The 23,536-nt window shown below is 40.8% G+C and carries 19 protein-coding genes and 2 pseudogenes; 11 read left to right on the forward strand and 10 right to left on the reverse strand.

The window, feature by feature from the left end; genetic code table 11:
* Nucleotides 1–332: 332 nt before the first annotated feature.
* Nucleotides 333–707, forward strand: coding sequence for a YacL family protein (locus HWQ47_RS06045; protein ID WP_269970276.1), 375 nt, complete (start codon nucleotides 333–335; stop codon nucleotides 705–707).
* Between the two features lie 70 nt (nucleotides 708–777).
* Here the strand turns inward: HWQ47_RS06045 and HWQ47_RS06050 are convergent, their stop codons facing one another.
* Complete coding sequence (locus tag HWQ47_RS06050) at nucleotides 778–1,407, reverse strand: response regulator (protein WP_269970277.1); 630 nt, start codon at nucleotides 1,405–1,407, stop codon at nucleotides 778–780.
* A 55-nt stretch (nucleotides 1,408–1,462) separates the two neighbouring features.
* Nucleotides 1,463–3,163: a nitrate/nitrite two-component system sensor histidine kinase NarQ gene (gene narQ, locus HWQ47_RS06055; protein WP_269970278.1), complete on the reverse strand. Its 1,701-nt coding sequence runs from the start codon at nucleotides 3,161–3,163 to the stop codon at nucleotides 1,463–1,465.
* A 243-nt stretch (nucleotides 3,164–3,406) separates the two neighbouring features.
* Here narQ and nrfA point away from each other — a divergent pair, with 243 nt between their 5' ends.
* Nucleotides 3,407–4,807: an ammonia-forming nitrite reductase cytochrome c552 subunit gene (nrfA, locus tag HWQ47_RS06060; protein WP_269970279.1), complete on the forward strand. Its 1,401-nt coding sequence runs from the start codon at nucleotides 3,407–3,409 to the stop codon at nucleotides 4,805–4,807.
* Between the two features lie 937 nt (nucleotides 4,808–5,744).
* On the opposite strand, the pseudogene HWQ47_RS06065 reads toward nrfA, so the two are convergent.
* From HWQ47_RS06065 to HWQ47_RS06080, 4 genes and pseudogenes are all read right to left on the reverse strand, one after another.
* Nucleotides 5,745–6,801, reverse strand: a pseudogene (locus tag HWQ47_RS06065) (alpha-amylase family glycosyl hydrolase).
* 142 nt (nucleotides 6,802–6,943) lie between these two features.
* Complete coding sequence (locus HWQ47_RS06070) at nucleotides 6,944–7,390, reverse strand: hypothetical protein (protein WP_269970280.1); 447 nt, start codon at nucleotides 7,388–7,390, stop codon at nucleotides 6,944–6,946.
* Nucleotides 7,381–11,406 carry an RHS repeat-associated core domain-containing protein gene (locus HWQ47_RS06075; RefSeq protein WP_269970281.1) on the reverse strand — a complete coding sequence of 1,342 codons (4,026 nt, stop codon included), beginning with the start codon at nucleotides 11,404–11,406 and terminating at the stop codon, nucleotides 7,381–7,383. The genes HWQ47_RS06070 and HWQ47_RS06075 overlap by 10 nt, the downstream gene beginning before the upstream one ends.
* 664 nt (nucleotides 11,407–12,070) lie before the next feature.
* On the reverse strand, nucleotides 12,071–12,253 hold the full coding sequence (locus HWQ47_RS06080; protein WP_269970282.1) for a hypothetical protein: 183 nt from the start codon (nucleotides 12,251–12,253) through the stop codon (nucleotides 12,071–12,073).
* A 120-nt stretch (nucleotides 12,254–12,373) separates the two neighbouring features.
* Here HWQ47_RS06080 and HWQ47_RS06085 point away from each other — a divergent pair, with 120 nt between their 5' ends.
* Entirely contained in the window at nucleotides 12,374–12,568 is a 195-nt protein-coding gene (locus tag HWQ47_RS06085; protein ID WP_269970283.1) for a hypothetical protein, read from the forward strand.
* Nucleotides 12,569–12,617: 49 nt separating this feature from the next.
* Here the strand turns inward: HWQ47_RS06085 and HWQ47_RS06090 are convergent, their stop codons facing one another.
* Nucleotides 12,618–13,160 (reverse strand): hydrolase, encoded by a 543-nt coding sequence (locus tag HWQ47_RS06090; protein WP_269970284.1) that lies wholly within the window; start codon nucleotides 13,158–13,160, stop codon nucleotides 12,618–12,620.
* Between the two features lie 257 nt (nucleotides 13,161–13,417).
* On the opposite strand from HWQ47_RS06090, the gene HWQ47_RS06095 reads away from it, so the two are divergent.
* From HWQ47_RS06095 to HWQ47_RS06110, 4 genes are all read left to right on the forward strand, one after another.
* Entirely contained in the window at nucleotides 13,418–13,756 is a 339-nt protein-coding gene (locus HWQ47_RS06095) for a P-II family nitrogen regulator (protein ID WP_269970285.1), read from the forward strand.
* 12 nt (nucleotides 13,757–13,768) lie between these two features.
* Nucleotides 13,769–15,019 (forward strand): ammonium transporter, encoded by a 1,251-nt coding sequence (locus HWQ47_RS06100; RefSeq protein ID WP_269970286.1) that lies wholly within the window; start codon nucleotides 13,769–13,771, stop codon nucleotides 15,017–15,019.
* Nucleotides 15,020–15,180: 161 nt separating this feature from the next.
* Nucleotides 15,181–15,540 carry a hypothetical protein gene (locus HWQ47_RS06105; RefSeq protein WP_269970287.1) on the forward strand — a complete coding sequence of 120 codons (360 nt, stop codon included), beginning with the start codon at nucleotides 15,181–15,183 and terminating at the stop codon, nucleotides 15,538–15,540.
* Nucleotides 15,541–15,658: 118 nt separating this feature from the next.
* Nucleotides 15,659–16,837 carry a hypothetical protein gene (locus HWQ47_RS06110; RefSeq protein WP_269970288.1) on the forward strand — a complete coding sequence of 393 codons (1,179 nt, stop codon included), beginning with the start codon at nucleotides 15,659–15,661 and terminating at the stop codon, nucleotides 16,835–16,837.
* A 64-nt stretch (nucleotides 16,838–16,901) separates the two neighbouring features.
* Here the strand turns inward: HWQ47_RS06110 and HWQ47_RS06115 are convergent, their stop codons facing one another.
* Together HWQ47_RS06115 and HWQ47_RS06120 are read right to left on the reverse strand one after the other, a co-directional pair.
* Nucleotides 16,902–18,197 carry a DUF4785 domain-containing protein gene (locus HWQ47_RS06115; protein ID WP_269970289.1) on the reverse strand — a complete coding sequence of 432 codons (1,296 nt, stop codon included), beginning with the start codon at nucleotides 18,195–18,197 and terminating at the stop codon, nucleotides 16,902–16,904.
* Between the two features lie 10 nt (nucleotides 18,198–18,207).
* Nucleotides 18,208–19,065, reverse strand: coding sequence for an esterase/lipase family protein (locus HWQ47_RS06120; RefSeq protein ID WP_269970290.1), 858 nt, complete (start codon nucleotides 19,063–19,065; stop codon nucleotides 18,208–18,210).
* Nucleotides 19,066–19,736: 671 nt separating this feature from the next.
* On the opposite strand from HWQ47_RS06120, the gene aroG reads away from it, so the two are divergent.
* The 4 genes from aroG (at nucleotide 19,737) to HWQ47_RS06140 (ending at nucleotide 22,376) form a co-directional block, all read left to right on the forward strand.
* On the forward strand, nucleotides 19,737–20,789 hold the full coding sequence (gene aroG / locus HWQ47_RS06125) for a 3-deoxy-7-phosphoheptulonate synthase AroG (protein ID WP_269970291.1): 1,053 nt from the start codon (nucleotides 19,737–19,739) through the stop codon (nucleotides 20,787–20,789).
* A gap of 378 nt (nucleotides 20,790–21,167) precedes the next feature.
* Nucleotides 21,168–21,503, forward strand: coding sequence for an IS66 family insertion sequence element accessory protein TnpA (tnpA, locus tag HWQ47_RS06130; protein ID WP_269970292.1), 336 nt, complete (start codon nucleotides 21,168–21,170; stop codon nucleotides 21,501–21,503).
* The gene (tnpB, locus tag HWQ47_RS06135) at nucleotides 21,497–21,844 is read left to right on the forward strand and encodes an IS66 family insertion sequence element accessory protein TnpB (protein ID WP_269970293.1); all 348 of its coding nucleotides are present in this window, start codon (nucleotides 21,497–21,499) and stop codon (nucleotides 21,842–21,844) included. Before tnpA ends, tnpB begins: the two co-directional genes overlap by 7 nt.
* 229 nt (nucleotides 21,845–22,073) lie before the next feature.
* Nucleotides 22,074–22,376 carry a transposase gene (locus tag HWQ47_RS06140; RefSeq protein ID WP_269970294.1) on the forward strand — a complete coding sequence of 101 codons (303 nt, stop codon included), beginning with the start codon at nucleotides 22,074–22,076 and terminating at the stop codon, nucleotides 22,374–22,376.
* Here HWQ47_RS06140 and HWQ47_RS06145 read toward each other — a convergent pair.
* A pseudogene (locus HWQ47_RS06145) lies at nucleotides 22,366–23,359 on the reverse strand (IS630 family transposase). The gene HWQ47_RS06140 and the pseudogene HWQ47_RS06145 overlap by 11 nt on opposite strands.
* Nucleotides 23,360–23,536: the final 177 nt, after the last annotated feature.

Consider the following 23,536-nt stretch of genomic DNA (forward strand, 5'->3'; position numbering starts at 1 on the left):
GGTTTTATGTATACCAATTAATGTTCCTGACATTAATTGGTATTTCCTTCACTGACCCATAGGGACATGGGAAATGTCTTTGAAGTGTATGGAACGCTTAAGACCTTGGAGGTCAGAACATTTATACCAATCTCCCATGGGCCCATGATGTTCTATTCATCATTTTGGTATTTTCTATCCATGTAACTTATGGGATAAAAACACTTTGTCTAATATTATTAAAGTTTTATCCTTATTATCCCTACATGCGAGCACCAGAGCACATTTTTAGTTACCCCTCTTACTTCCCGTTGAGTTAAAATTAATGTAGATATGTTTTAGGGTTAAAATTTATGGAATATGAATTTCGACGTAATACCTTAACGGGCACGGTTATGGCCAGCTTTAGCATGGACCATGAGGCATTAGGTTTTTGGTTGGTTGAAGAGCTAGGGGAATGTACCGATAAGTATGCCGAGATATGTCAGGTAGTGGCTCAACTGCAGTCAAATCAGTTGCTGCATTGGCGTATGGTGGGTAAGGCTCTGTCTCTAGAGTTGGATTCCGAGCAGGCTAGAATTTTTGCCAATGAACTGGAAAATGGCGAAGAGTTTGAACTTGAATATGCCATGTCTCTTTATGACGGCGAATCAGAAGCTTATTGTGGTTTAGAGGATTTTCAGTCTGCGCTTGATAGTTGGCATACCTTCTTAAATGAAACCCACTAGAGTAGCCTTAAGCCAATCTAAGTAAGAAAGCAGAGAGTGACTGCTTTCTTACTTATTTTTAGAATCAAGGCTATTGATTCAAATAACGTACAGCCATTTCGGTTCTCGATTTGGCACGACCCTTTCTAAGTAGATTCTTTACATGAACCTTTACCGTTCCTTCGCTGATGTGTAACAGCTCGGAGATCATGCGGTTACTCTTGCCTTCAGCAACCAGCTCTAATATTTGTAACTCTCTTGGGGTTAAATTGCTGAGCCAGTCTTCTTCATCGACTGCATCTTTGAGCTCATAGAGGTAATCTTCGACAGCGTCGCTGATGACTCTGTGACCGAGCATGGCACTTTTTAACTTTTCCAGTAGCAGGTCTGGTTCAGTATCTTTTAATAGATAACCGTCAGCGCCTGCACGGATGATACGAATAACGTCTTGCTTAGCATCGGACACGGTTAATATGACGATACGAGAAGTGACTCCTTCTTGTCGAAGTGCATTGAGAGTGTCTAAGCCCGTCATGCCCTTCATATTGAGGTCTAATAAGATGATATCTGGTTCACTTTCTTCTATGGCTGATAATGCATCTAATCCACTACCCGCTTCTCCAAAAAGGGTAAAGTCAGAGTCTGAAGTAATTAATTGGCAGATCCCACGACGTAGCAGTGGATGATCATCGACAACGAGAACTGAATATGGTTTACCCATGTTATGTACCGACTCCTTGAGGTGTAAGCGTCTTAAACTTGATTCTTTTATACTGTTAAGCAGGTTTTTGTTGAGGAGGAAAAGTCAGTGTCACGGAAGTTCCCCCTCTAGCATTGCTGCTAAACTCCACTATACCCGATAAGCGGCTCGCACGCTCATGCATAATACCTATTCCAAAGTGTTGATCTCGTTCCCTGATCTTCTCTATTCCGATACCATCATCACTGATACTGATTGTTACATGGGTATCTGAGCTTTTATAACAGACAATTTTTATGTGTTTAGCTTGTGCATGCTTGATAGCATTAAGTGTCGCCTCTCGGGTCAGTTGTAACACGTGTATGTGCTGATGTGCCCCCAGAAGTTGTAATGGTAACTTATAATCCATTGAGATTGAGATTTTAGATTGGCTCCTAAGTTGCTCTAGCATGACTTCGAGTGCATGGCACAGATTCGGATCACTCATTGTGAGCCTGAACGTTGACAATAGTTCTCTTAATTGCACATAGGCGGTGTTAACTCCTTCATTTATCTCTGCTATTTGTCCTTCAACTTGGGGGCTTCTACAAGCACTGTCCAATCCTTTAGAAAGCAAATTTACCTGAATTTTTAAAAAAGATAGGATCTGACCTAACGAGTCATGTAACTCTCTGGCTATCACGCCTCGCTCTTCCATTAAAGCAAGTTGTTGCTTCTGTTCTCCAGCATTGAATATGACGATAGAGCGAGCAATCATGATAGCGAAATTGCCAAAAAGTGGGTGATTTGGCGCATCAGAAATAACTTCTAGATAACCCAGTTTGTAATTTTCAAATATTAATGGGTAATGTATCTGATTTGTGGGTACCTGAGGCCAACCGCGATCAGTTTCAATGACTTGTTTATCTTCTTGGTCTTGAGCGATGACGAGACGCAAAAAAGTATGTGGTTCATGCTGACTCAGTTGATTTAAGACTTTTTTGAGTGTAGTAATTTCTAGAATACCTGAGTGCAGTATGACCAGATTGTTATAGAGTAAGGTGAGTTCATTGTTAGACCGAGTTAAGGCAAGGGTTTTTTCTTCAACCTGGGCTTCAAGATCACTGTAGAGTGCGGAAAGTTCTTTAGCCGTACTCTCTAAGGCGTGACTTAATGAGGTCAGTTCAACATACTCAGTTTTAGGCATTTGAATATTGAAGTTCCCTTTTGAGATGGTATTGGCTGAGTCCATCATTTTCTTCAATGGTATTACGACTTTCTTCTTAGTAAAACGAACTGCGAGAAATGCAATAAAAAGCATTAAACCTAAGCCAAAAATTTGGCTTGCAGCTAACAACTTTAATTTAAAAGCTGCATGTTGCTCCATTTCTAGTACCAGTAGATCTATGGTGGCGACAAAGTCTTTTAATGAGGCTGCATAGCGTCGAGAGTTTTCCTCCAGAATATAGAGTTTCATTACCTGCCACTTTTCGATAACAAGTCGATATTGGTCTGCTAATGCATTGGGGCTATACCAGACAATGGATCGCTTTAATGCTCCGGAATATAAGGTGTTTTCAAATTCTTCTATTTTCTTCTCAGCTTCATTGCTGCCGGAATTAGCATAAAACATCAACCGATAACTTTGCATTCGCAGAGACCCTGATGCATTGATGGTTCGAGCATCCCCTAAGCTGTAGGACAGGTTGATGATGGCAAAGGTTGCTAAGCCACTTGAAAGTAAAATTAGCGTTAACATTAACCCTAAAATGGTGGATGTTAGACTACCGTTTTTCATTATATAAAAACTCACTAAATTAGAATTATTAAGCTGAAAATTGAAACGGCTTAATGGGTTGATTCTTTATCTGGTTAACAAAATGGCAAAAGTGTGACACATAACACCTTCACACATTGATCTACCGCAAACTTTGCCTTAGATACCTCATAGGTGGTATATGCATTATTAAGTTAAAGGGATAACTTTGCCCTTGGAGATATTGCGGTTATTAAGATTACTATAAAGTAACACGGAGATGAGATGGTGAGAATATTATCTAGAAAATCCTTTGCACTAAGTGCATTGGTCGCAGCAAGCATGATGGCTTCAAGCGTAATGGCGAGCGATGAAACTGAGCCGCGTAATGAGCAATATAAAGAAAAATTTTCTAAGCAATACAACAGCTGGCATGATACTTCTAAAAGTGTTGAGATTATCGATGCGCTTGAGCAAGATCCTAACCTCGTTGTTTTGTGGGCAGGTTATGGGTTTGCTAAAGATTATAACAAGGCACGTGGCCATATGTATGCGGTTACTGATCTGCGTAATACATTGCGTAGCGGTGCTCCAAAGCAAGACTCTGACGGACCTATGCCGATGGCATGTTGGTCTTGTAAGAGCCCAGACGTACCTCGTATGATCGAAGAGCAAGGTGAAGACGGTTATTTTTCTGGTAAGTGGTACAAAGGTGGTGCTGAAATAGTCAACACTATCGGTTGTAGCGATTGTCACGAGAAGGGTAAATCTAAGCTACGTATCTCTCGACCATTCGCAGAGCGTGGTATGGAAGCAATTGGTACCCCATTTGATAAAGCATCACGTAAAGACAAACAATCTATGGTGTGTGGTCAGTGTCATGTCGAGTACTACTTCGAGAAGGCAGGCGATAAGAAAGGTTTTGTGAAGTTCCCATGGGATAAAGGCACTACAGTTGAAGATATGGAAGCATATTACGACGGCATTGAATTCTCAGATTGGACTCACAAACTGTCTAAGACACCTATGTTGAAAGCGCAGCACCCAGGTTATGAAACTTGGCAGTTAGGTATGCACGGTAAGAACAACGTAAGTTGTACAGACTGTCATATGCCTAAGGTGAAGAATGCAGAAGGTCGTAAGTTTACCGATCATAAAGTAGGTAACCCCTTCGATCGTTTCGAAGAGACCTGTGGTTCTTGTCATGAGCAGAGCAAAGAGTTCATGGTTAACCTTGATAATGAGCGCAAAGCTAAGGTTAAAGAGATTCAGCTTAGAGCTGAAGTTCAGCTAGTTAAAGCTCACTTCGAAGCTGCTGCAGCGTGGGAAGCGGGTGCTACTGAAGCTGAAATGAAGCCGATCCTTACCGATATCCGTCACGGCCAATGGCGTTGGGATTATGCCATCGCCTCTCATGGTGTTGCATCACACGCGCCAGATGAAGCGCTACGTGTTCTAGCTACTGCGGTAGATAAAGCAGCGGATGCTCGTGTTAAGTTAGCTCAACTTCTTGCTAAGAAAGGCGTTAAGCAACCGATTTCTTACCCTGATATCTCTACTAAAGCTAAAGCACAAGCCGCTATGGGTATGGATATGAAGAAGATGAATGCTGACAAGGCTGAGTTCAAGAAAACTGAACTACCTAAGTGGGATGCTGAAGCTAAAAAGCGTGAAGCAACTTACTAAGCCGATAAGCTTGATATAGTGTAAGTTAGTTATACTTGCATAGAAGAAGCCCTCCACACGGAGGGCTTTTTTATAGCCTTAGAATGAAGGTTGATTACATTTATTGGATGACATAATTATGGTTGATGCCGTTAAATATCTTCATTTGTGTTTGGTAGCTTTTAGAGTTGAAGACAAAAAATTCCTCACCACGGCGAATATGGCGAAGTCATAAGCTTATGAACGAGATACAGGGATTGTAGAGCTGGCTGTTAAACAGGGACGTTATTGTGCTGCGCTTCACGGAGAGCACGGAGAAGAGCTGGAGTTTTTTGTTGTAGGTTTTCTCCGTGGTCTCTGTGTCCTCCGTGGTGAATCGTTTTTATTTGGATTGTTTAGCTAAAAGACAAAAGCTTGTTCTCACCACGGAGCGCTTCGCTTCACGGAGTACACGGAGGTAAAGATGGAGGTAAATCTACGTTGAGCAGGGTTACATTTTTTGATTTAACTTTTGGCTGAGCCGGTATTGGGTAGTGTGTTTATAATTTTCTGCTTAATTGTTATCTATCGCCTAGCCGGCGAGGCATGTGCAGATACTTCTGTGACACGCTGTGAATACTTCCATGTAAGCTCGACGACAGCGTCCTTGCTGTCAACGGCCACAGCAGTACCTACACCCGTTCATCTATCTCTTCGATTTGGCTTTACTTGGTAGAGTTTCGTAACTCATTTCTGCCCCAAACCTTGTTGGCGGTAGAGATTTAGCTATCTTATGTTACGCAGATATTGCCTTATATTATCTCATCTATTACGCTCTAAATGTTAATTAGCTACGACCCCTTTGTTTCAAAGCTAAACTCGCACCCATGCGAACTTCACGCAATTTGAAACTCTATACTTCGGCCACTTCCAACGGGGGAGTCTTGTAACCTGCAGCGGCATTTGGCTTATCGTCATTTTAGGGTGATGGATGAATTGCTTGGCTAGATGCTTTGCCTTTGCACCATTTCCCACTTTGATGCTTCTTCTTAAATTCACACATTGCATCCCAACGACCACTAATCCCACTGTATTGACGGCGGAACTCTTGGGTTGAGGTTAACCAAGCATCAGATGAAATACCAAGCTCACAAAGTAGTTTCGGACGTATTGAATCAATAAAGCCTTTCTTATCATGCCTAATTGCTCTGCCTGTCCAGTCAATCAGTTGTAGGTAATCAGAAAAGTGAAATGGAATACCTAATTGGGTTGTTTGGTGAATTGAACCATCAAATTCAGCAAGGGGTTTTAATGGCATTACAGTGATGGATTCTGCTTTATCATCTGCTTTTCTTAACACTTTTTCTTGGGTATTCCCTGTTGTATTTAACTCGGTAATACGCTCTTGAATCGAAGTGAAATCAGAAGTTTGTAGCGAGTCGGCAATGCCCGCTCTGATAGGGTTTAAATCCACGTACATCATACATGCAAGGACAGCTTGTTCATCGAGCAGAGCTTGTGACTTGAAACGTTCCTCCCAGAAAGCACCTTTACACTCATCTTCACGATTAGCTTTTCGTGCAACCTCCTCATTGAGACAGCGCATAAACCAACTAATACTAGATAAACGCTCCTGCCATTCGGCAATAAGTCCATCCAGCAGTATCTGCTCCCCTTCAATAAGTCCCTCACCTTTCATGTATTTAGTGGCGACTTCATTACCGTGAAACAACTGCTGCCAGCGACTAATCACGTCTCGATGACTTAAGACATTAGCTTCATTCAAGTCAATCTTGAGCACTAAATGATAGTGATTGCTCCCTCTCTGTCACCAAGAGTGCATAAGCACATATATCAATACAAAATATGGTAGAAAGCGCTTTGATTTTATCGACAATCCAACCACGTCTATGCTCGAAACTCTTTCCCGTCAGTTTATCTTCACCGCAGAGATAAGCCCTTCTCACACAACGATTAATTACATGATAAAACGGAGTTGTTTCTGCATCAATTAAGATCCGGCGAGCTGAAGTCATAGAAGCTACCTCATATAAAGCTAAGTCAAGATAACTTAAAGCCTAGTAAGAGATAGCTCAAAAGACAAAAGGTATGGCTGTCCTGTCTTTAGCGGTGGGGATTCGTCAGGCTACGACCCCTTTGTTCTTCTTTTATTCTTAATCAACTAAATGTTCTAGCGCATGAGTATTTATTTCTGACATGAAGAACCCAAAGAAATTTCAAACCATAATAAGGCCACGTGATTATTAACAAAATATTGGTAATGAACTTAGGCAATCTACTCGCTAACCGCAACCTTAGTACATGCATACTAGATAATGTATGTCCTTGTCTCTTTGAAAGCATATAACATTTTAAAGATTCATTATCATGCTCTATAAATTGACCACTTTCATACATATAACCCAACAAAAAGCTTGCGGCAGGATAATCTCGCTCCACTAATTCAACAAGTAGGTAATATACTAAATCAAACTTATTTTTCTCTCGGCAATATAAAGCAAAGCTGTATAATTCATCATGATTTTCAGTGTTATCAAACAAATAAGATTCTATACAGTTATTATCCTCATATTGCTCCATTATTTTTTTATAATCTAAATGCATTGTTGTCCAGTCCCTGCAGTATCATACCCTAATTCATTAACAATCATACATGCACCGACATCACCAGATAAGCAATTTTGATACATCACTGAAATAAAAACCAACGAAAGTGGTGAATTTTTAAATGCTTTACCAAATATTTTCTGCAACTTTTTATAATGAGCAGAGTTTTTGGGATCATATGGCTGTGTATTTTTGGTAGAATTATGTTTATTGTCAGGACTATTTGGTCCATTAGCATCTGAAGAGTCTATATTATGACCAATATCACCATTTAGCATACCAACAGCACCTAAGAACGCATCTAACCAAGCTTTTTTCTTAGCCAACCCTAACTGGTCAACATAACTCAAAGGATTCCCACCCACATACGCATAGGTATTCAACCCACCCGCTAAACCAATCGGATCAGATTGCAAGTAGCGACCAGTTGCCGCATCGTAATCTCTAAACATATTGTAGTAAGAGCCTTTTTCTTCGTCCCAATATTGTCCCGGGAATCCGAGATTATAACCGCCTATTGAATTAGTCATCACCTCACGGTCAAAGGCAAAGTTACGTGCTTGCCACACGGTACTGCGACTCTGATTAGTAATACGCTCAGCACGGCCTAAATGGTCATTATGTACATAATAACGTTGTCCAGCCTTAATGATGGCAACTGGCTGACCATGAAGATAGACATACTCTTTAATCAGGCTACCACTGCTGGTGTATTCTGCCAATAGCTGTCCGGATTCGTTATAGAGGTAGTGAACGTTGCCACCGCTACCTGATTTTTTCGCCCGCTCTCCTAAGCTGTTATATCGGTAATGGGTAACACTACTGCCTTTTGTGAACTTAGTTAATCTATTGCCACTGTTGTAGCTATAACTAGCTCCCGCTTTGGTGCCAGTATTACCATTGGTGGTATAGCCAATTGCACCGATACCATTAGTAATTGATGTTAACTGGTTACTTAAGCTTGAGTAGTTATAGGTTTGTGTTGCTTGAGGATATAAACGATAGCTTTTACGATTACCGACTTTATCATAAGTAAAATATTTACTGCCGCCGGTGGATGAGCGCTCTGAGGTTAAACGACTCGCGGGATCGTACGCTAACGTTTGGGTTAACCCTGATACTCGATTATTGGTCAGCTTGCTGATATTGTCTCGGCTATCGTATGCATAGCGTAAATCTTGGATCCCAGAGGTAAAGATTTGGGTTGGCTTAAACTTACCGTCATAAGCTATACTTCGCACTGCATTGTTGCCAAAAGTGAAACTTTTATTTGGACCAAAGGGAATATATTGAGCATTAGATATCACGTTAGCGTAACTGCTTGAACCCGAAGAGTATGCCACGCCAGCCACTCTGCCTAACGCATCATAGCTATACTTAATCTTGTGTCCAGATGGATAGGTTATCACACTGACTTGATTCATATTATTATATGAGTAACGAGTATGATATGTTCTTGAGTCAAGCTGAGTTGATTTTAATGTGACATTACCTATTTTGTCATAAGCGTAAGTTGTTTGGCCTGTAATATCACTGACATAATGTAATCTTCCTTTGCCGTATGTACCTGTGTCATAGGTATAGATAGTTTGATCACTGCCAATCGAACTCGATTTTAAACGGCCTAAAGCATCATAAGTAAAAGTGCTAACCGTACCATCATTACTTTTTGACCATATTGGCTGTCCCAGTTGATTATAACTAAGCTCTGTTGTTCCAGTATCAGGGCTAACAATACTGATAACATCACCAAAGCCATTGTACCTATACCGAGTCACTAAACCCCGTGCATCAGTAATACTAGTAACGCGGCTTTTATGATCGTAAGTATAATGAGTGTAACCACCATCTTGATGTTTAACTTTAGTCAGCTGATCAAGCGCATTAAAGGTACTGTTAACAGAATAACCCATAGGATCGGAGACTGAAGTGACATTACTATTATTGTCATAGCCAAAGGTATACTTTTTCGAAAAAGAACCTTGAGTTTTCATCCTTCCTAGTTTGTCGTATGTGTAGCCTTGATCGAAATATATGTCCTGCACTAACTCGACATCGGGCTCACAATCATCGTCGCTATCCTCTTCATCTGGGTCACAATCGTCATCATACTCGTAAACTTCTACTGGCTCACTTCCAATATCCCGCCAAGTGATATCACTGTTTTTGTTGTAGCCGTAGCCTTGCTGATTATTATTCTTATCTCTAACGGTTACCAATCGATGTGCATCATCGTAATCATAGCGATAATAGTTACCGTTAGGATAGGTAACCTGTCTTAGTTTGCCAATCGAATTATAGGAAGTTTTGTGTAGCTGTTGCCCTGTAGAGTTATACCGTTTTGTCGTTAATAACTGCCCCGTTGGACTATAGCTATAGTCCGTTTGTAAGCCATTGCTATCGAGCATTCGACGAGCATTACCCAGAGCATCATAATTCGAGTAGGTTACTCTATGGCCTATAGGATTCGTCATTTTAGTCAGATTACCAGCGCTATCGTATTCTAGTGTGATGATATCCGAGATATCAGTGCGAGGACCGTCAATGGTCATCTTCTTTAAAATAGCGTTCGAATGATTTATGTAACTATATGTGGTTTTTCTCTGCTCACCGTAATTACCATGGCTACTTAAGTCCGTTTTAATAACCGATTTTAAACGCCCATTGGAGAGGTAATCATAATCAACTCTTAAATCTCTACTTGTCAGACGAGCGATTTTATTTTGACCTGCCAACCAGATATATTCTTGAGTAAACGCTAACGCTGTTCCTTTAGCAGTGATTTTGGACTTAAGCTGACCATTTTCAGCAAAGTCATACTCTGTTAAATTACCATTCCAATCGGTACTGGTCTTTTTTAAACCTGTTGCAGTATAGGTAATATTTTTAACTGCGTCGGGACAATCAATAGAGGCAACTCTATCTACAGAAGCTAACCTCTTGAGAAAAACAGGCTCCTCTGGGGTACCGACTTTAATTTTAGTGTAATTATATTTAGTCTTTTGCCCTAATGGATTTGTCACTGTAGTTGAATTCGTTGAATAACTAAAAGTACTCTTCTCGACACCACCGGTATGTTCAGATGATATTGCATCCCCACTGCTATCATAAACAAAAGAAGCATAATTTCTATAATTAATATTGATGCGTGATAACTTGCCGCCAGTGTAATAATAGTCGGTAACGTGGCGAAGTGAACCTGGTTTAACGACCTTTGCTATTCGATTATTTACATATGTATATAAATATTGATTGCCAGCATTATCTTCGACCTTAGTGACATCACCATAGTACATTGTATAGTGCAACCAGCGACCCGATGAATGAGTCACTCTAATGCCATTTGAGTAGCTATAGGTATGCGCAATCCCTGTTGGGTGGGTTCTTTTCAGTATTTTACCGCTAGTATCATATTCTTCGGTAATGCCGCCTTCGGTCTTTAAAATCCACTTGTTACCTGATTGAGCCAAGGTTTGAATCGAATCCTCTTTATAATCCGACCATGTCCCTTGTGCATCTTTAACAAACTTAATCTGTTTCCCATTTGGTCTATGGTTGAGAATATAGCCTTTAAAATCAAGCTTAAAGCGAAGGTTACTTGACCATTTAAACCCAAACCATGAGTTACCTCTACCCTTTGAGTTATATGTTCGCTCAATTTTAAGCGGGAATTCCCCCTTACCTTGAAAATCAACAACCTTCTCAATCTTTGCCCCTGTACGCACCATAATTGGATTAGCGCAAGTTAACCCTTCAGATAAACCAGTATCGAATCCTTCGATCTCATCTTCTGCTAGTAATTCCTCAAATGCTTCATCCATCAAATCTTCTAAATCAAGGTATTTAATATCGCTAGGAGGAGGACGCTGACCAACAGTTCCAATACACTCCATAACTTCACAGTCATCATCAGTATCCCAAATATCAGCTTTTACAGAGTGGCTTTGGCTTAATCCACCTAGCGCTAAAAATATTAAGAAGAGAAATGATTTATACTCAAGTAATTTGTCCATAACTTCATCCTTGTAGTTCATTGCGTAAATAGTTTACAAACATTCGAGTTAAATGCAACCAGACTAACTAGCAAAAGCCTCTTTACAGTGTTCAATACTTGGCAGCGCCTATAAATAGATAAACAAACGATGTAATATTGATATTAAAAAGATAGAACAATAACTTCTGATTAAGCGGAAAGGGGTTTTGATTAATAAAATGTAAGGCTGTTAATGGCTATATTAGTCTTAGAGTTGTATTAACAATTTGGATTTTTAATTTATATAACGAAATAATTCGGGTAGATGATGTAAGAATCGTAACAAATACTCTTAATGTAAATCGAAGAGATATTTATATAGGAGATAGGGCAAAGCAGAATGTCTGACCCAAGGACGATTCATCTAGAATGCCTAACCGAGACTCTGGTTAGCTTCTTTATTTCGTAAGTAAACTGAGAGTATATATCTTAGTGAATATAGTCCAAAACGAAGCGGTCGTAGCCAATGGCCCAAAAATCGAAGAGGTAAACAACCAAGTGTGAATGCGGCTATGACCTTCGACAGCAAGGACGCTGTCGTAGAGGCTATAGGGATATACTTGCGCCGAGTCATAGAAGTATTCACACATAAGGCATGCTGCAAGCAATAAACACTAATTCAGCTATGGTATTCAACAAATAAACTAAATACCAAACCAGCCCAATGAACCGAACCCAAAAGATACTTCAAACTTGCTATCAGGCAAGTCAGCAAACTTTTGTTCAAAAATGAGTTCGCTACTCGAAGAACCTAAATCGAAGAGATAAACAATCAGGTGTGAATGCGGCTGAGGGCGTTGGTGGCAGGGCCGTTCTATGACATCCATGTCACCACGGCATTTCCTATATCCATATAGGTCAGATGCCACCGTCGAGCGTATAGGGACATATTTATAGCGTCCCGCAGAAGTATTTACACATCGGCCTGCTGCAAGCAATAGACTGCAATGAAGCGATGGTTATCAAGTAATAACCAAACACCAACTCAGCCAAATGAACACATCAAAAAGAAATTTGAAGCATTGTTATCCGACAATGCGACTGAATCTGTTGTAAGCAATAAACAACCTTGCAGTTATGGTATCCAGCAAACCAACCAAACACTAAGCCAGCCCAATGAACCAATCCAAAAAGATATTTGAAACTTGCTATCAGGCAAGTCAGTAAACTTGTTATCCAACAAGTATCAAGTCACTTAATGAGTTTAAGTAACTGCTTAAATCTTTCACCTACGGCCTCATGTTGAAGTTCAAACAGCAGTGATTCCATATTGGTGATCTGTGCGCCTTTAGCCTGCATCATTTCTATGCCTAGCTGTTTGTTTGCAGCTGTGCGGGATGAGATAGCATCGACAACCAGATGGACATCAAAGTAGTTATCCAGTAGGTCATGACAGGTTTGGTAAACGCATACATGGGCTTCTATACCAACTAAAAGTATCTGTTTACGGTTTAATCCAATCAGCTGCTCTTTAAACTTCTCAGCTTGCCAGCCGCTAAAATGTTGTTTAGCTATGGGGTGACAAGATTTTATTAGCTCTTCATGGACAGCTGGAGTGGTTGGTCCTAGTTTGTCAGGAAGCTGCTCTAACCATAGGGTGGGTATATCAAATAGGGCAGTGCCTTTAATTAGGTTCACTAAGGTTTGGTGTAGCTCATCACTACGATCCATTATTTGGGCTAATTTGCCCTGAACATCCACGACGACTAATACACACTCTTGTGGTTTCAACATCTATGTCACTCAACTCTGCTGGATAATCATTTTATTCTACTGTTAAAAATACCCTTTCCAAATAGGTATTTGGTCTAAGAAATAAGGCGCGCTATTTTTGTGCGATGAGCTTAGAACTGCACTTACTTGGTGCGGGTGATGGTCGCAATATTGGTAATTAATATCTTAACTCATTAAAAGTTAACAGTTTGTTAAGTTGGCCTAATGATTGAATTAATAAATGAAAGAGAAGAATAATTATTAATTTGGAGGTCTGGATGAAATTAGTCAGCGCGATTATTAAGCCGTTTAAATTAGACGATGTTCGTGAAGCCATCGCTGGGGTGGGAATTGAGGGGATGACAGTGACTGAAGTTAAAGGCTTCGGGCGTCAAAAAGGACATACAGAACTCTATCGTGGTGCTGAGTATCAAGTGGATTTCTTACCCAAGGTTAAACTGGAAATTGCGACTAAGGATGAAAATCTCGAACTGCTTATCGAGTCAATTGTCAGTGCTGCGCGTACTGGAAAAATTGGAGATGGAAAAATATTTGTGACTGAACTCGAACAGGCCATCCGTATTCGTACGGGCGAGTCAGATAATGAAGCACTTTAAGGGGGAGATGTTATGGAAGATTTAGTGAAGTTAGGTGTAACGGTATCAGAGTTAAGATTTGCGCTGGATACATTCTATTTTTTGATTTCTGGTGCCTTGGTGATGTGGATGGCAGCAGGGTTTGCCATGTTGGAAGCTGGACTTGTTAGATCAAAAAATACTACCGAGATCTTAACCAAGAACGTTTGCCTATACTCTATTGCATGTGTGATGTATCTGATTGTTGGCTATAACATTATGTATGTTGATAACAGTGAAGGTGGTTGGTTACCTTCGCTTGGCACGCTGATCGGCAACCAGGCTGCAGATGCCGATCATGCCCTTGAATCTGATTTCTTCTTCCAAGTGGTATTTGTTGCGACGGCTATGTCTATTGTTTCCGGTGCCGTTGCCGAACGCATGAAGTTGTGGGCATTCTTGGCCTTTTCCGTGGTAATGACAGCATTTATCTACCCGGTTGAAGGGTATTGGACTTGGGGTGGTGGTTTCCTTTCGGAAGCGGGATTTGTAGATTTTGCCGGTAGTGGTATCGTGCATATGGCTGGCGCAGCTGCAGCGATTTCAGGGGTATTATTACTCGGTGCTCGACAAGGTAAATATGGCCCCAATGGGCAGGTTAATCCTATACCAGGTTCAAACTTACCTATGGCTACATTGGGTATGTTTATTTTATGGATGGGTTGGTTTGGGTTTAACGGCGGCTCTCAGTTATTGGTTTCTGATACTGAAAATGCGACGGCTGTTGCTAAGATTTTCCTCAATACAAATTCAGCTGCGGCATTTGGTGCCGTGTCATCATTAATTGTTTGTAAGATGGTGTGGGGTAAAGCGGATTTGACGATGATCTTAAACGGTGCGCTAGCCGGGCTTGTTGCGATCACCGCCGATCCGCTTTCACCCTCTCTGGCTATGGCTGGTGTGATAGGTTTAGTGGCTGGTGGTTTGGTTATTTTCTCTATTGTGGCGCTAGATCGCATTAAAATCGATGACCCTGTCGGCGCTATTTCGGTTCACGGTGTTGCTGGTTTTTTTGGTTTGATGTTAGTGCCTCTTTCTAATGCTGATGCAACGATTTTGGGTCAACTCTATGGTGCTGGTGTTATTTTTGCTTGGGTGTTTGGTGCTTCTTTCGTTGTTTGGTATGTGTTGAAGCTTACTATGGGGATCCGTGTTACTGAAGAAGATGAGTATAAAGGCATGGATGCATCGGACTGTGGTATTGATGCTTATCCTGAGTTCGTATCGATTAAAGGTACACGTTAAACTTGATTAGTTAAGGGCCAATTATCTAGATATTGGATTAAATGCCAGCCTCTATTGGGCTGGCATTTTTGTCTCTAGGATAGGCAAGGGAAAACTTGAGCTGTGTCTGTTTGGTGTGTAATAATTGAACTATGAAACGTGTTATTTGACGGAGAGGAATTATGGCTATCTGCTGGCGTAAGTTTGCATCGAATCTAGTGTTCGTTTTGTTTATAACTCTCTTTGCTTATAACGTTTTTGCGGGGCAGGTGGTGGTGCGTAAATCCAGTGAACCTTTCGATGCTTTTGCTGTGCGTGATCAAGTATTACTTGATCATGAGTGGAAGCAAGCGTTAAGAATGCAGCAGCAGATCCAGATATTGCAGGTACTGCCAGCGGCTTGTATCCCTTTTTCTCGCCCCTATATCTATTACCTATGCAATGGTCTTTCTTATCGACCTTATCACTATAAAAACAAAGAGTTGTACATTAAAGTCGACGAGGTAAATCAACCTCCTATGCTCAGGGGAAAGGTAGAATAACCTTGGGCATATAGTCATCAACTCATTTGCTAATCTTTTGTAACGCATTTGCTGTGCATGTTTTTTGTTCGTTAATGTAAACTGATCATAACCTCTTGCTCGATTAAAGTTGGTGATCATGAAATCTATTCTCTCGAAATCTAGTCTCCTAATCATGTGTCTGTTTAGTCTGTTTCTGCAAGCATGTACTTCGACTTCAGAAGTCACTGGTGTTAGCCATGTTGAACAATATTTTTATGATGAACACTTTGTAAGCGTGGAACGACTTCCTGCACCAGAGGATCTTTTTTCTCTGCCTGATGAGGCAATAAAAGAGCTTAAAATGGAGCTGCAACGTTCTAAATTGAATCGGTCGAACCGTTTGTTGGCACATGAATGGTTGGCTAAATATATCAATGCTGAAGAGGGGGCATTTCAATACCGTGACAATATGACGCGAGTCGCCAGTGAAACCTTTGGAGAGCGAGCGGGAAACTGCTTATCCTTGGTATTATTAACCGCAGCTTTAGCTAAAGAACTTAATGTTATTGTTGAATTTCAGGAGATTGATGTTCCACCAGTATGGGACAAGCAGGGAGGTTTTTATCTGGTAAATGGCCACATAAATCTTAGGTTACTGGCTCCGAATGAAAGCAATAGTATACAGATGTTGAAAAGCGCGATTCAAGTTGATTTTTTGCCTGAGCGAGCAGTGCGTGGCTATGGTAAGAAAAAAATCAATAAGCAGACAGTTATCGCTATGTTTTACAACAATGTGGCAGCAGAGTCTTTGGTGATGGGGGACTATGACAAAGCCTATGGCTTTTTAAAATTGGGTCTGCTGCAGATGCCCAATTATGCCCCTGCATTAAATACGTTAGCAGTCTTGTATCGTTATAAAGGGTTGAACAATGAGGCTGAAGTCCTTTATAAGCTTGCACTTGACCTCGATAATAAAGATATGAATGCCCTCTACAATTATGCAGTGATGTTGGGATCACAAGACCGACTTGATGAGTGGGCTGCTGTTCATAAGATACTAGAGCTAGAACGAATAGATAATCCCTATTACTACTATGATATCGCTCAACAAGCCTATTTTGATAAGGAGTATCGAGATGCTTTGCTTTGGTATAAACGTGCGGTTGCAAAGGCGGATTATCGTCATGAGTTCTATTTTGGTTTATCCAGAGCGTATTGGAAGACCGGTGATGAACGTAGAGCTCAGACGAATATGAAGAAGGCATTAGCACTTACCCAGGATGAGAATAATAAATTAAGGTATCAGTCAAAGCTTCATGCAATGAAAAGTCATTAACTATTGGCTAAAACGGAAATGCTCCTTAAAATAAGGAGCATTTCCGTTAATGGATAAGTGTATGTTAATTAAGCGTCAGGCCGTGGGCTTGGTAACTTAGCCTTGCCATCTGTCCCTGATCTTTAAGGGTTAAGCCTTGAAGTTTATATGGTGGGTTTAGACCTGATTTAACGATTAATTCAGCATCTAGTTTCAAGGTGATTTCAGTTGAATTCGGCGTTAACCAACTTGCGGACTCGGTTTTAAGGATTGGTCTGTCGATGCCTAGCTGATCAACACCGGTCAAGTAACCTGCAACAGAGAAACGTCCAGCTTGGCTCATATCGAGGGCTACAGTGAGTGACTCTGGAAGCCCATTCAGCCATTGACTTGTGATCTGAGGTTGAATCTTAGCCGAGGGCACAAACTGCTTAAAGGCCTTTTTAACGGTTCTTACCACTGCTTTTCCTGCAACTTGAGTGCTCACTTGGAGTTGAATTTCACTTAGCCCCAAGTTGTTGCTAGGCATTGCGTTTACCACAGGCAATTTGGCTTGCCATTGACCGTTTATTTGTTCAACTTTGAGAGCCTGAAAGCTACCGTCAGCGTGCTTTAGACTCGCACTCGGCTTTAGAACCGTCTTGCTATTGGTTAACTCAAGTTCAAATGGAATGGACGTTTGAGTTGATGAAACAGCATTCTTACTGGTTAACTTCAATTGATAGGGCGAGTTTTTCTCTTTAACGTTGATCATGTAGCTGGCATTGGGCTGAAGTTTTTCATTTACTCGCAAACGATACTTTCCCGCCTTAGCGTCGGCTGAAAGAAGCAGGGCACTCGAGTCATCCGTCAGCCCTGCAGTGGCTAAAGCCTGAGGATCTGCCAGTGATTTGATGTATGACTTAGCCTTAGTGTTACTGGTCTTATCATTTTGCTTTAACAGTTGAATATTTTCAGGAGAGATGGCTTTGCTGTGGATTAAAGCACCTGAACTTGTGTCGGCTCTAGGAGAGATACGAATGACACTTGAGGCTTGGCTTATGGTTAACGCTACACCGCTATTTAGCTCGGCTCCTGATACCTTAGTCCAATATTCGTCACTGTGTATCGAGTGTGAAGTACTGGGTGAGGCAATCTTAAATTCAGCGGAGATTTTAGTGATAAAGCTAACCGTATCACGGCTAGTGTTTATGGGGGGTGATGTGGGGGCATCAATATCAGCGACGCTGAAGTCATTCAGTTGAGGTGCAGCAAGGGTGAAGGTTTTTGTCAGACTTTTAGCTGCTTCCGGTTCTTTAGTCTCGGTTTTTGAATCATCCTGACAGGCGACCAGCATACTTGCCATGGTTAGAATCGTGGCTAAATGAGTTAATTTGTTCATTTGTGGTCTCCTATATATGATCGCGAATGATGGTGTGAAGATTAAAGCAGTCACGTCGACTCTGCTGGTGGCTTAGAGGTTCACTGCCTCGAGTACGTTGTTTATCGGTAAACCACACTGTGCCGGCAGCGCTTTGGGAACGACACTCTAAAAAGCCATCAGAACAATCATCAAGCCAGTTCTGAGTGGTTTCTAATGCTACTTGGTATTGATAACCTGCACAGTAACTATCTCCATCCCATATAGCCGAATCGACATCAGAGCCGACTACAGCTTCAAAAGTGGTGTTGAGTGAAGGGCGGCCTTGAGTACCGTTAAGCCAAGTGCTGTTGTAATAGCTCATCCAGCTTACCTGTTGTTGCTTTACGGCATCACTGCCATAACCCAACAGCCAACCTAAGGTCGTTTCGAACACTGAACCTTGGTTCACTGCATCGGCTAAGGGGGTTCCGCCACTAGAAGGAGCGATAGCAACGACTCGATCGACGACATTGATAATAGTGGGGTATCGACTATCCCAGGTTGGATTTGACAGTATCCATCTAACGACGTTGCCGCCATTGGAGTGAGTGATGAGGGTGAGTGAATCGATATTGTTACTGTCGATAAATTGAGTGAGTTGACCAGCAAGGCAACCAGAGGCTGCATTGTCCCACATGTATTGATCGAAATCGCAATTAACCACCAGATAGTTGTTGGGGTTGGAAATACCTTGCCTAATTGTGTTTACAAAGTTTTGATTCCAATAATCATTTAAAGCATCACTTTGATCACCTGTTCCATGTATGAAGGCGACTCCGGTAGCGCTTTGGGCGAATGGGCTGACAGTAAACAGACCCAAGAGTAGTAACTTGTAGTAATGTTTCATTGGCTATTCTCTTTATTATCTTGTTAGTTAGGGTAAGAGGTCGGACGTCAGACCTCCATGTTCAACTTAGCGATAAGATTTTGCGCTATCAAGCAAAATTGACAGTACGTCAGTACCAGTTAAGTCGCAGATTCCGTTGTTTTGTTTTAAATATTTTTCAAGCCTTGATACAGCTATAGCTGTAGAGATAAATAGATATGAAGGCTGTTTAAACATTTTTACTGTCAATAGGCTAAAAATCAGTCTTTTTGATGTTATTGTCTGATAGTCGTTGCGGTTTTGGTCTGGCTAGATGTTTTGGTTAGCTTGTGGTGTATTGATCCATTCTTTCTTAAGGTCGCTGAGAAGAAAAGTTAATATTAAGTTCACTTGTTAACAGGCTTCATCATGGCTTGTTTTATAAAATCTAATATATGTATGTTTAAGCTGTGATGGTTATCAAAAGCCACGATTTCATAAATGTTAGTAGGATATACTTCCAGCTTTACCCAGTGAATAAGATGTAATATTTATTTTAGCATTACTCATGGTTATGATTTTTATGGAATAAATCTGTTTGTTTGTTTATTTATTATATCTTGATTGCATTGTCGATAAATACTGGATAAATTGAAGTTAGTAGTGCTGTTGAGAGAGCTGTATTTATAGGTTAGCCGGAGTAGTTGATTACCATGTATTATAAAAATGATGATGTACGAATTAATAAGATTAAAGAACTATTGCCTCCAATTGCGATTTTGGAGCGATTTCCGGCGACAGAGAATGCATCGACATCCGTATTTAATGCGCGTGAAAGTATACATCAAATTCTTAGAAAAAAAGATGATCGTCTATTAGTGGTCGTTGGTCCCTGTTCTATCCATGATCCTGTGGCTGCGCTAGAGTACGGTAAGCAGTTAGTTAAATTGAGAGAACAGTATAAAGATCAGCTCGAAATTGTTATGCGAGTGTATTTTGAAAAACCGCGTACTACTGTTGGATGGAAAGGGTTAATTAATGATCCGGATATGGACAACAGTTTCAAACTCAATGATGGACTCCGAACTGCACGTAAACTGCTATTGGATCTGAATGATCTTGGTATGCCTACAGCGGGTGAGTTTCTCGATATGATCACGCCACAGTATGTTGCTGATCTTATGTGTTGGGGAGCGATAGGCGCGAGAACGACTGAGTCACAGGTTCACCGTGAGTTAGCGTCAGGCTTATCTTCTCCAGTTGGGTTTAAAAATGGTACAGATGGTACGATTAAAGTTGCAATCGATGCGATTGGAGCAGCAAGTGCACCACATCATTTCCTCTCTGTTACCAAGTTCGGTCACTCTGCTATTGTTGAAACGAAAGGAAATGAAGATTGTCATATTATTCTTCGTGGTGGCAAAGAACCTAACTATAGCGCTGAACATGTCAGCGAAGTAAAACAACAACTCGATAAGGCCAGTTTACCGCTTAATATCATGATTGATTTTAGTCATGCTAATAGTGCTAAGCAGTTTAAGCGTCAGATGTTGGTCGGCGAAGATATTGCTGCGCAATTAAGTCAAGGCGACCGGGCCATTTTTGGTGTCATGATTGAGAGTAATCTCGTTGAGGGGCGACAAGATTATATTCAAGGTGAACCCCTTTGTTATGGGCAAAGTATTACCGACGCTTGTATCGGTTGGGATGATACGGAGTCGTTACTTGAAACGCTTAATCAGAGTGTAAAGACTCGCCGTGGTTAGAGGAGCTAAAGTCACTAGCTAGAGTTTAGATAATAAAAAAGGAGGCAATAGCCTCCTTTTTTTCTCCTGTAAGCTCTTGATTTACAACTGAAACACGGTGGAAGTTGCCACATGTTGACCACATCTATTTCAATCACATACAAAATCTATAGAAAAAACCAATAAAAATATCTGTCAATTATTCCCATTAAAAAAACCTACGAGGGATTTCATATCACCCTGAAAGCCTTGCACAGCAAGGAACTGGCAATTCGCTGACCACGCATTGACCACACCTAACCGTTAGGAATGAAAAAACGTAAGCGTGTGGTGAAGTACATCTACAGATAATAAGTCAGATTGACTATGTTAACACCTCATATATTAATGGGAGTCAACATGACAATACGAACTGAAGAAGAATGGCAACAACTGTTAGCATCGCAGCCTTCTTGCGGTTTATCAGTGAAAGATTTCTGTCGAAAACATCAAATTAGTACCAGTACTTTCTATAAGAGAGGCGCTAGGCCAGAGTTGCTCCAAGCTGTTAATGATTTTGTGAAAATTACATCCATTGTCGAAACACCAGCAATGCCAGAAGCCACCGTAGTTATCTCAGTGGTCACTCAATCAGAAACGATAAGTTTACAAACGTCTGTAGGGATATTTAGCTTCCCATGCTCATTACCAGCAAGCTATATGGCAACACTTATCCGGGAACTGCTACCATGTTAATGTTTCAGCAGCTCCCAGATGTTTACTTGCACCGTGATGCGGTTGATTTTCGCAAATCAATTAACGGGTTGACTGTTATCGTTGAGCAACATATGGCACTTTCCCCCATTGATGGTAGCCTCTTTGTGTTCTGTAACAAGTCTCATGACAAACTAAAAATACTTTATTGGGATACCACAGGCTTTGCTCTTTGGTATAAGCGGTTAGAGCAAGCTAAGTTCAAATGGCCAACCAAAATTAAGAATAACAATATGTCATTATCAGAACAGGAGCTGCATTGGCTGTTATCTGGTTATGATGTATTAGGTCATCAACCTGTCCAGGTGCTCAATTACAGTTAGATTTAATTTCTCATGTTTTATATATTTATCGTCTTATTTATCATTGACTTGGTATAATGTCCTTATGAATATGACGTTAAACTCCTTGCCTGACAACCTTGATATGTTGAAGCAAATGCTGCTTCAATAACTTCAGCTTGTCTCAGAACAAGGTGAAGTAATTACTGCTCAGCAAATGACTATTATTGAGTTACAACAAACGATTCAATATCAACTTGAATAATTTCGCTTGGCTAAGCAAAAGCGTTTTGGTACCAGCAGTGAAAAGCGTGACTATCAAGGAGAAGTGTTTAATGAAGCCGAAACCATCATTGCTGAAGAAGATACAGAAGCTGAAACTGATAGTCATCAGCGTCTAGAGCCTAATAAGCAACCAAAGCGTACGCTTTTATCCCAAGCTTTGCCTCGGGACGTTATTATTCATGATATCAGTGATGAAGAAAAACAATGGCACTGTGGCCATAAATTAACGTTAATGGGGCAAGATAGCAGTGAAAAGCTTGAGTTTGTACCTGCTCACATCAAAGTCTAATGTCACTAATAAAGCTATTCCAAGCTTGTGTCCATTGCTCGACAATATCTTCATAATTGGCAAAACACCTATTGGCTAAATGATGCTGTCTCATCCATCCCCAAACTTGTTCGATAGGATTAAGCTCTGGTGAATAGGGAGGTAGTTTAATCATGGTTAGATTATCGAATTCATTATCTAGATCTTTTGTATGTCAACCGGCACCATCCATGAGCACGACAGCATGACGATCTGGAAGAGTTGCTTCAGAGATCAACTTTAGGTGTTGCCGCATGAACCTTTTATCTACCCACGGAGTGATCAGCGCTTCGGTATTTCCATTCGACGGACATACAGCCCCAAAAACATAAGCGTACTCAAATTGTTGTTGCCGAACGACTCTTGGACGACTTCCTTTTTTGGCCCATAAGCGTGTCGTCGTGTTTTGTTGTCCTATACGAGCTTCATCTTGAAACCAAACATCAACTTGAACTAGGGCAATATGACCGGGGATGTTAAGGATCGTTTCCAAGCGGAAGTTTTTTAAAAGCTTCTTGTGCTTTTTGGGATTGTTTAGGATGTTTTGACCTACTCGTTATCCAAGAAAAACCTAGCCGCTTTAATACTCTATAGACACTTGATGGTTCATAATTGATACCAAAGTGCTGAAAAATATATTCATTAATATCAGCACTCGATAGTCTTCCACCTTCTTCAGATAAACTTTGCTGCTCAATGAATGTTGCGAGTTGTTTAGATTGACTCTTGTTTAAAGATGGAGGTCGGCCAGGTGATGTTCTGTGCTCAAAGCCCGCTAAACCGTCGGTTAAGAAATCACTTACCCATTTGTTTACACTGGTACGACTCACCTTAAGAATACTCGTGATCTCAATGCGGTTATGCCCTTCACTGAAATGTGCTAATGCCAAAAGACGGATCCGCTTTTGTGCATTTTTCTCTCGTCGTGCCAGAGAGCGAAAGTCAGTGGTATTAAGCTTTTCCATATGTAACCAAATCGTTAAAATTAACTCGCCATATTAGATCACATTTTTATACCGATCGGTATAAATTCGAAAAAGTTAAATTAAGATGTTATAAATTCAATTTTTTCGAGTTAACATTTTAATGATTAAAGTGCTGAGAATAGGAAATAATTGTTCATTTTCTGGGGGCTATTGTAA

It is taken from the genome of Shewanella sp. MTB7 (assembly GCF_027571385.1).
In the GTDB taxonomy this organism is placed as follows: domain Bacteria; phylum Pseudomonadota; class Gammaproteobacteria; order Enterobacterales; family Shewanellaceae; genus Shewanella.

Coding starts and splice junctions, on each gene's coding strand:
- HWQ47_RS06045 (WP_269970276.1), top strand. CDS start 333: ATGGAATATGAATTTCGACGTAATACCTTAACGGGCACGGTTATGGCC.
- HWQ47_RS06050 (WP_269970277.1), bottom strand. CDS start 1,407: ATGGGTAAACCATATTCAGTTCTCGTTGTCGATGATCATCCACTGCTA.
- narQ (WP_269970278.1), bottom strand. CDS start 3,163: ATGAAAAACGGTAGTCTAACATCCACCATTTTAGGGTTAATGTTAACG.
- nrfA (WP_269970279.1), top strand. CDS start 3,407: ATGGTGAGAATATTATCTAGAAAATCCTTTGCACTAAGTGCATTGGTC.
- HWQ47_RS06070 (WP_269970280.1), bottom strand. CDS start 7,390: ATGCATTTAGATTATAAAAAAATAATGGAGCAATATGAGGATAATAAC.
- HWQ47_RS06075 (WP_269970281.1), bottom strand. CDS start 11,406: ATGGACAAATTACTTGAGTATAAATCATTTCTCTTCTTAATATTTTTA.
- HWQ47_RS06080 (WP_269970282.1), bottom strand. CDS start 12,253: ATGGATGTCATAGAACGGCCCTGCCACCAACGCCCTCAGCCGCATTCA.
- HWQ47_RS06085 (WP_269970283.1), top strand. CDS start 12,374: ATGAAGCGATGGTTATCAAGTAATAACCAAACACCAACTCAGCCAAAT.
- HWQ47_RS06090 (WP_269970284.1), bottom strand. CDS start 13,160: ATGTTGAAACCACAAGAGTGTGTATTAGTCGTCGTGGATGTTCAGGGC.
- HWQ47_RS06095 (WP_269970285.1), top strand. CDS start 13,418: ATGAAATTAGTCAGCGCGATTATTAAGCCGTTTAAATTAGACGATGTT.
- HWQ47_RS06100 (WP_269970286.1), top strand. CDS start 13,769: ATGGAAGATTTAGTGAAGTTAGGTGTAACGGTATCAGAGTTAAGATTT.
- HWQ47_RS06105 (WP_269970287.1), top strand. CDS start 15,181: ATGGCTATCTGCTGGCGTAAGTTTGCATCGAATCTAGTGTTCGTTTTG.
- HWQ47_RS06110 (WP_269970288.1), top strand. CDS start 15,659: ATGAAATCTATTCTCTCGAAATCTAGTCTCCTAATCATGTGTCTGTTT.
- HWQ47_RS06115 (WP_269970289.1), bottom strand. CDS start 18,197: ATGAACAAATTAACTCATTTAGCCACGATTCTAACCATGGCAAGTATG.
- HWQ47_RS06120 (WP_269970290.1), bottom strand. CDS start 19,065: ATGAAACATTACTACAAGTTACTACTCTTGGGTCTGTTTACTGTCAGC.
- aroG (WP_269970291.1), top strand. CDS start 19,737: ATGTATTATAAAAATGATGATGTACGAATTAATAAGATTAAAGAACTA.
- tnpA (WP_269970292.1), top strand. CDS start 21,168: ATGACAATACGAACTGAAGAAGAATGGCAACAACTGTTAGCATCGCAG.
- tnpB (WP_269970293.1), top strand. CDS start 21,497: ATGTTAATGTTTCAGCAGCTCCCAGATGTTTACTTGCACCGTGATGCG.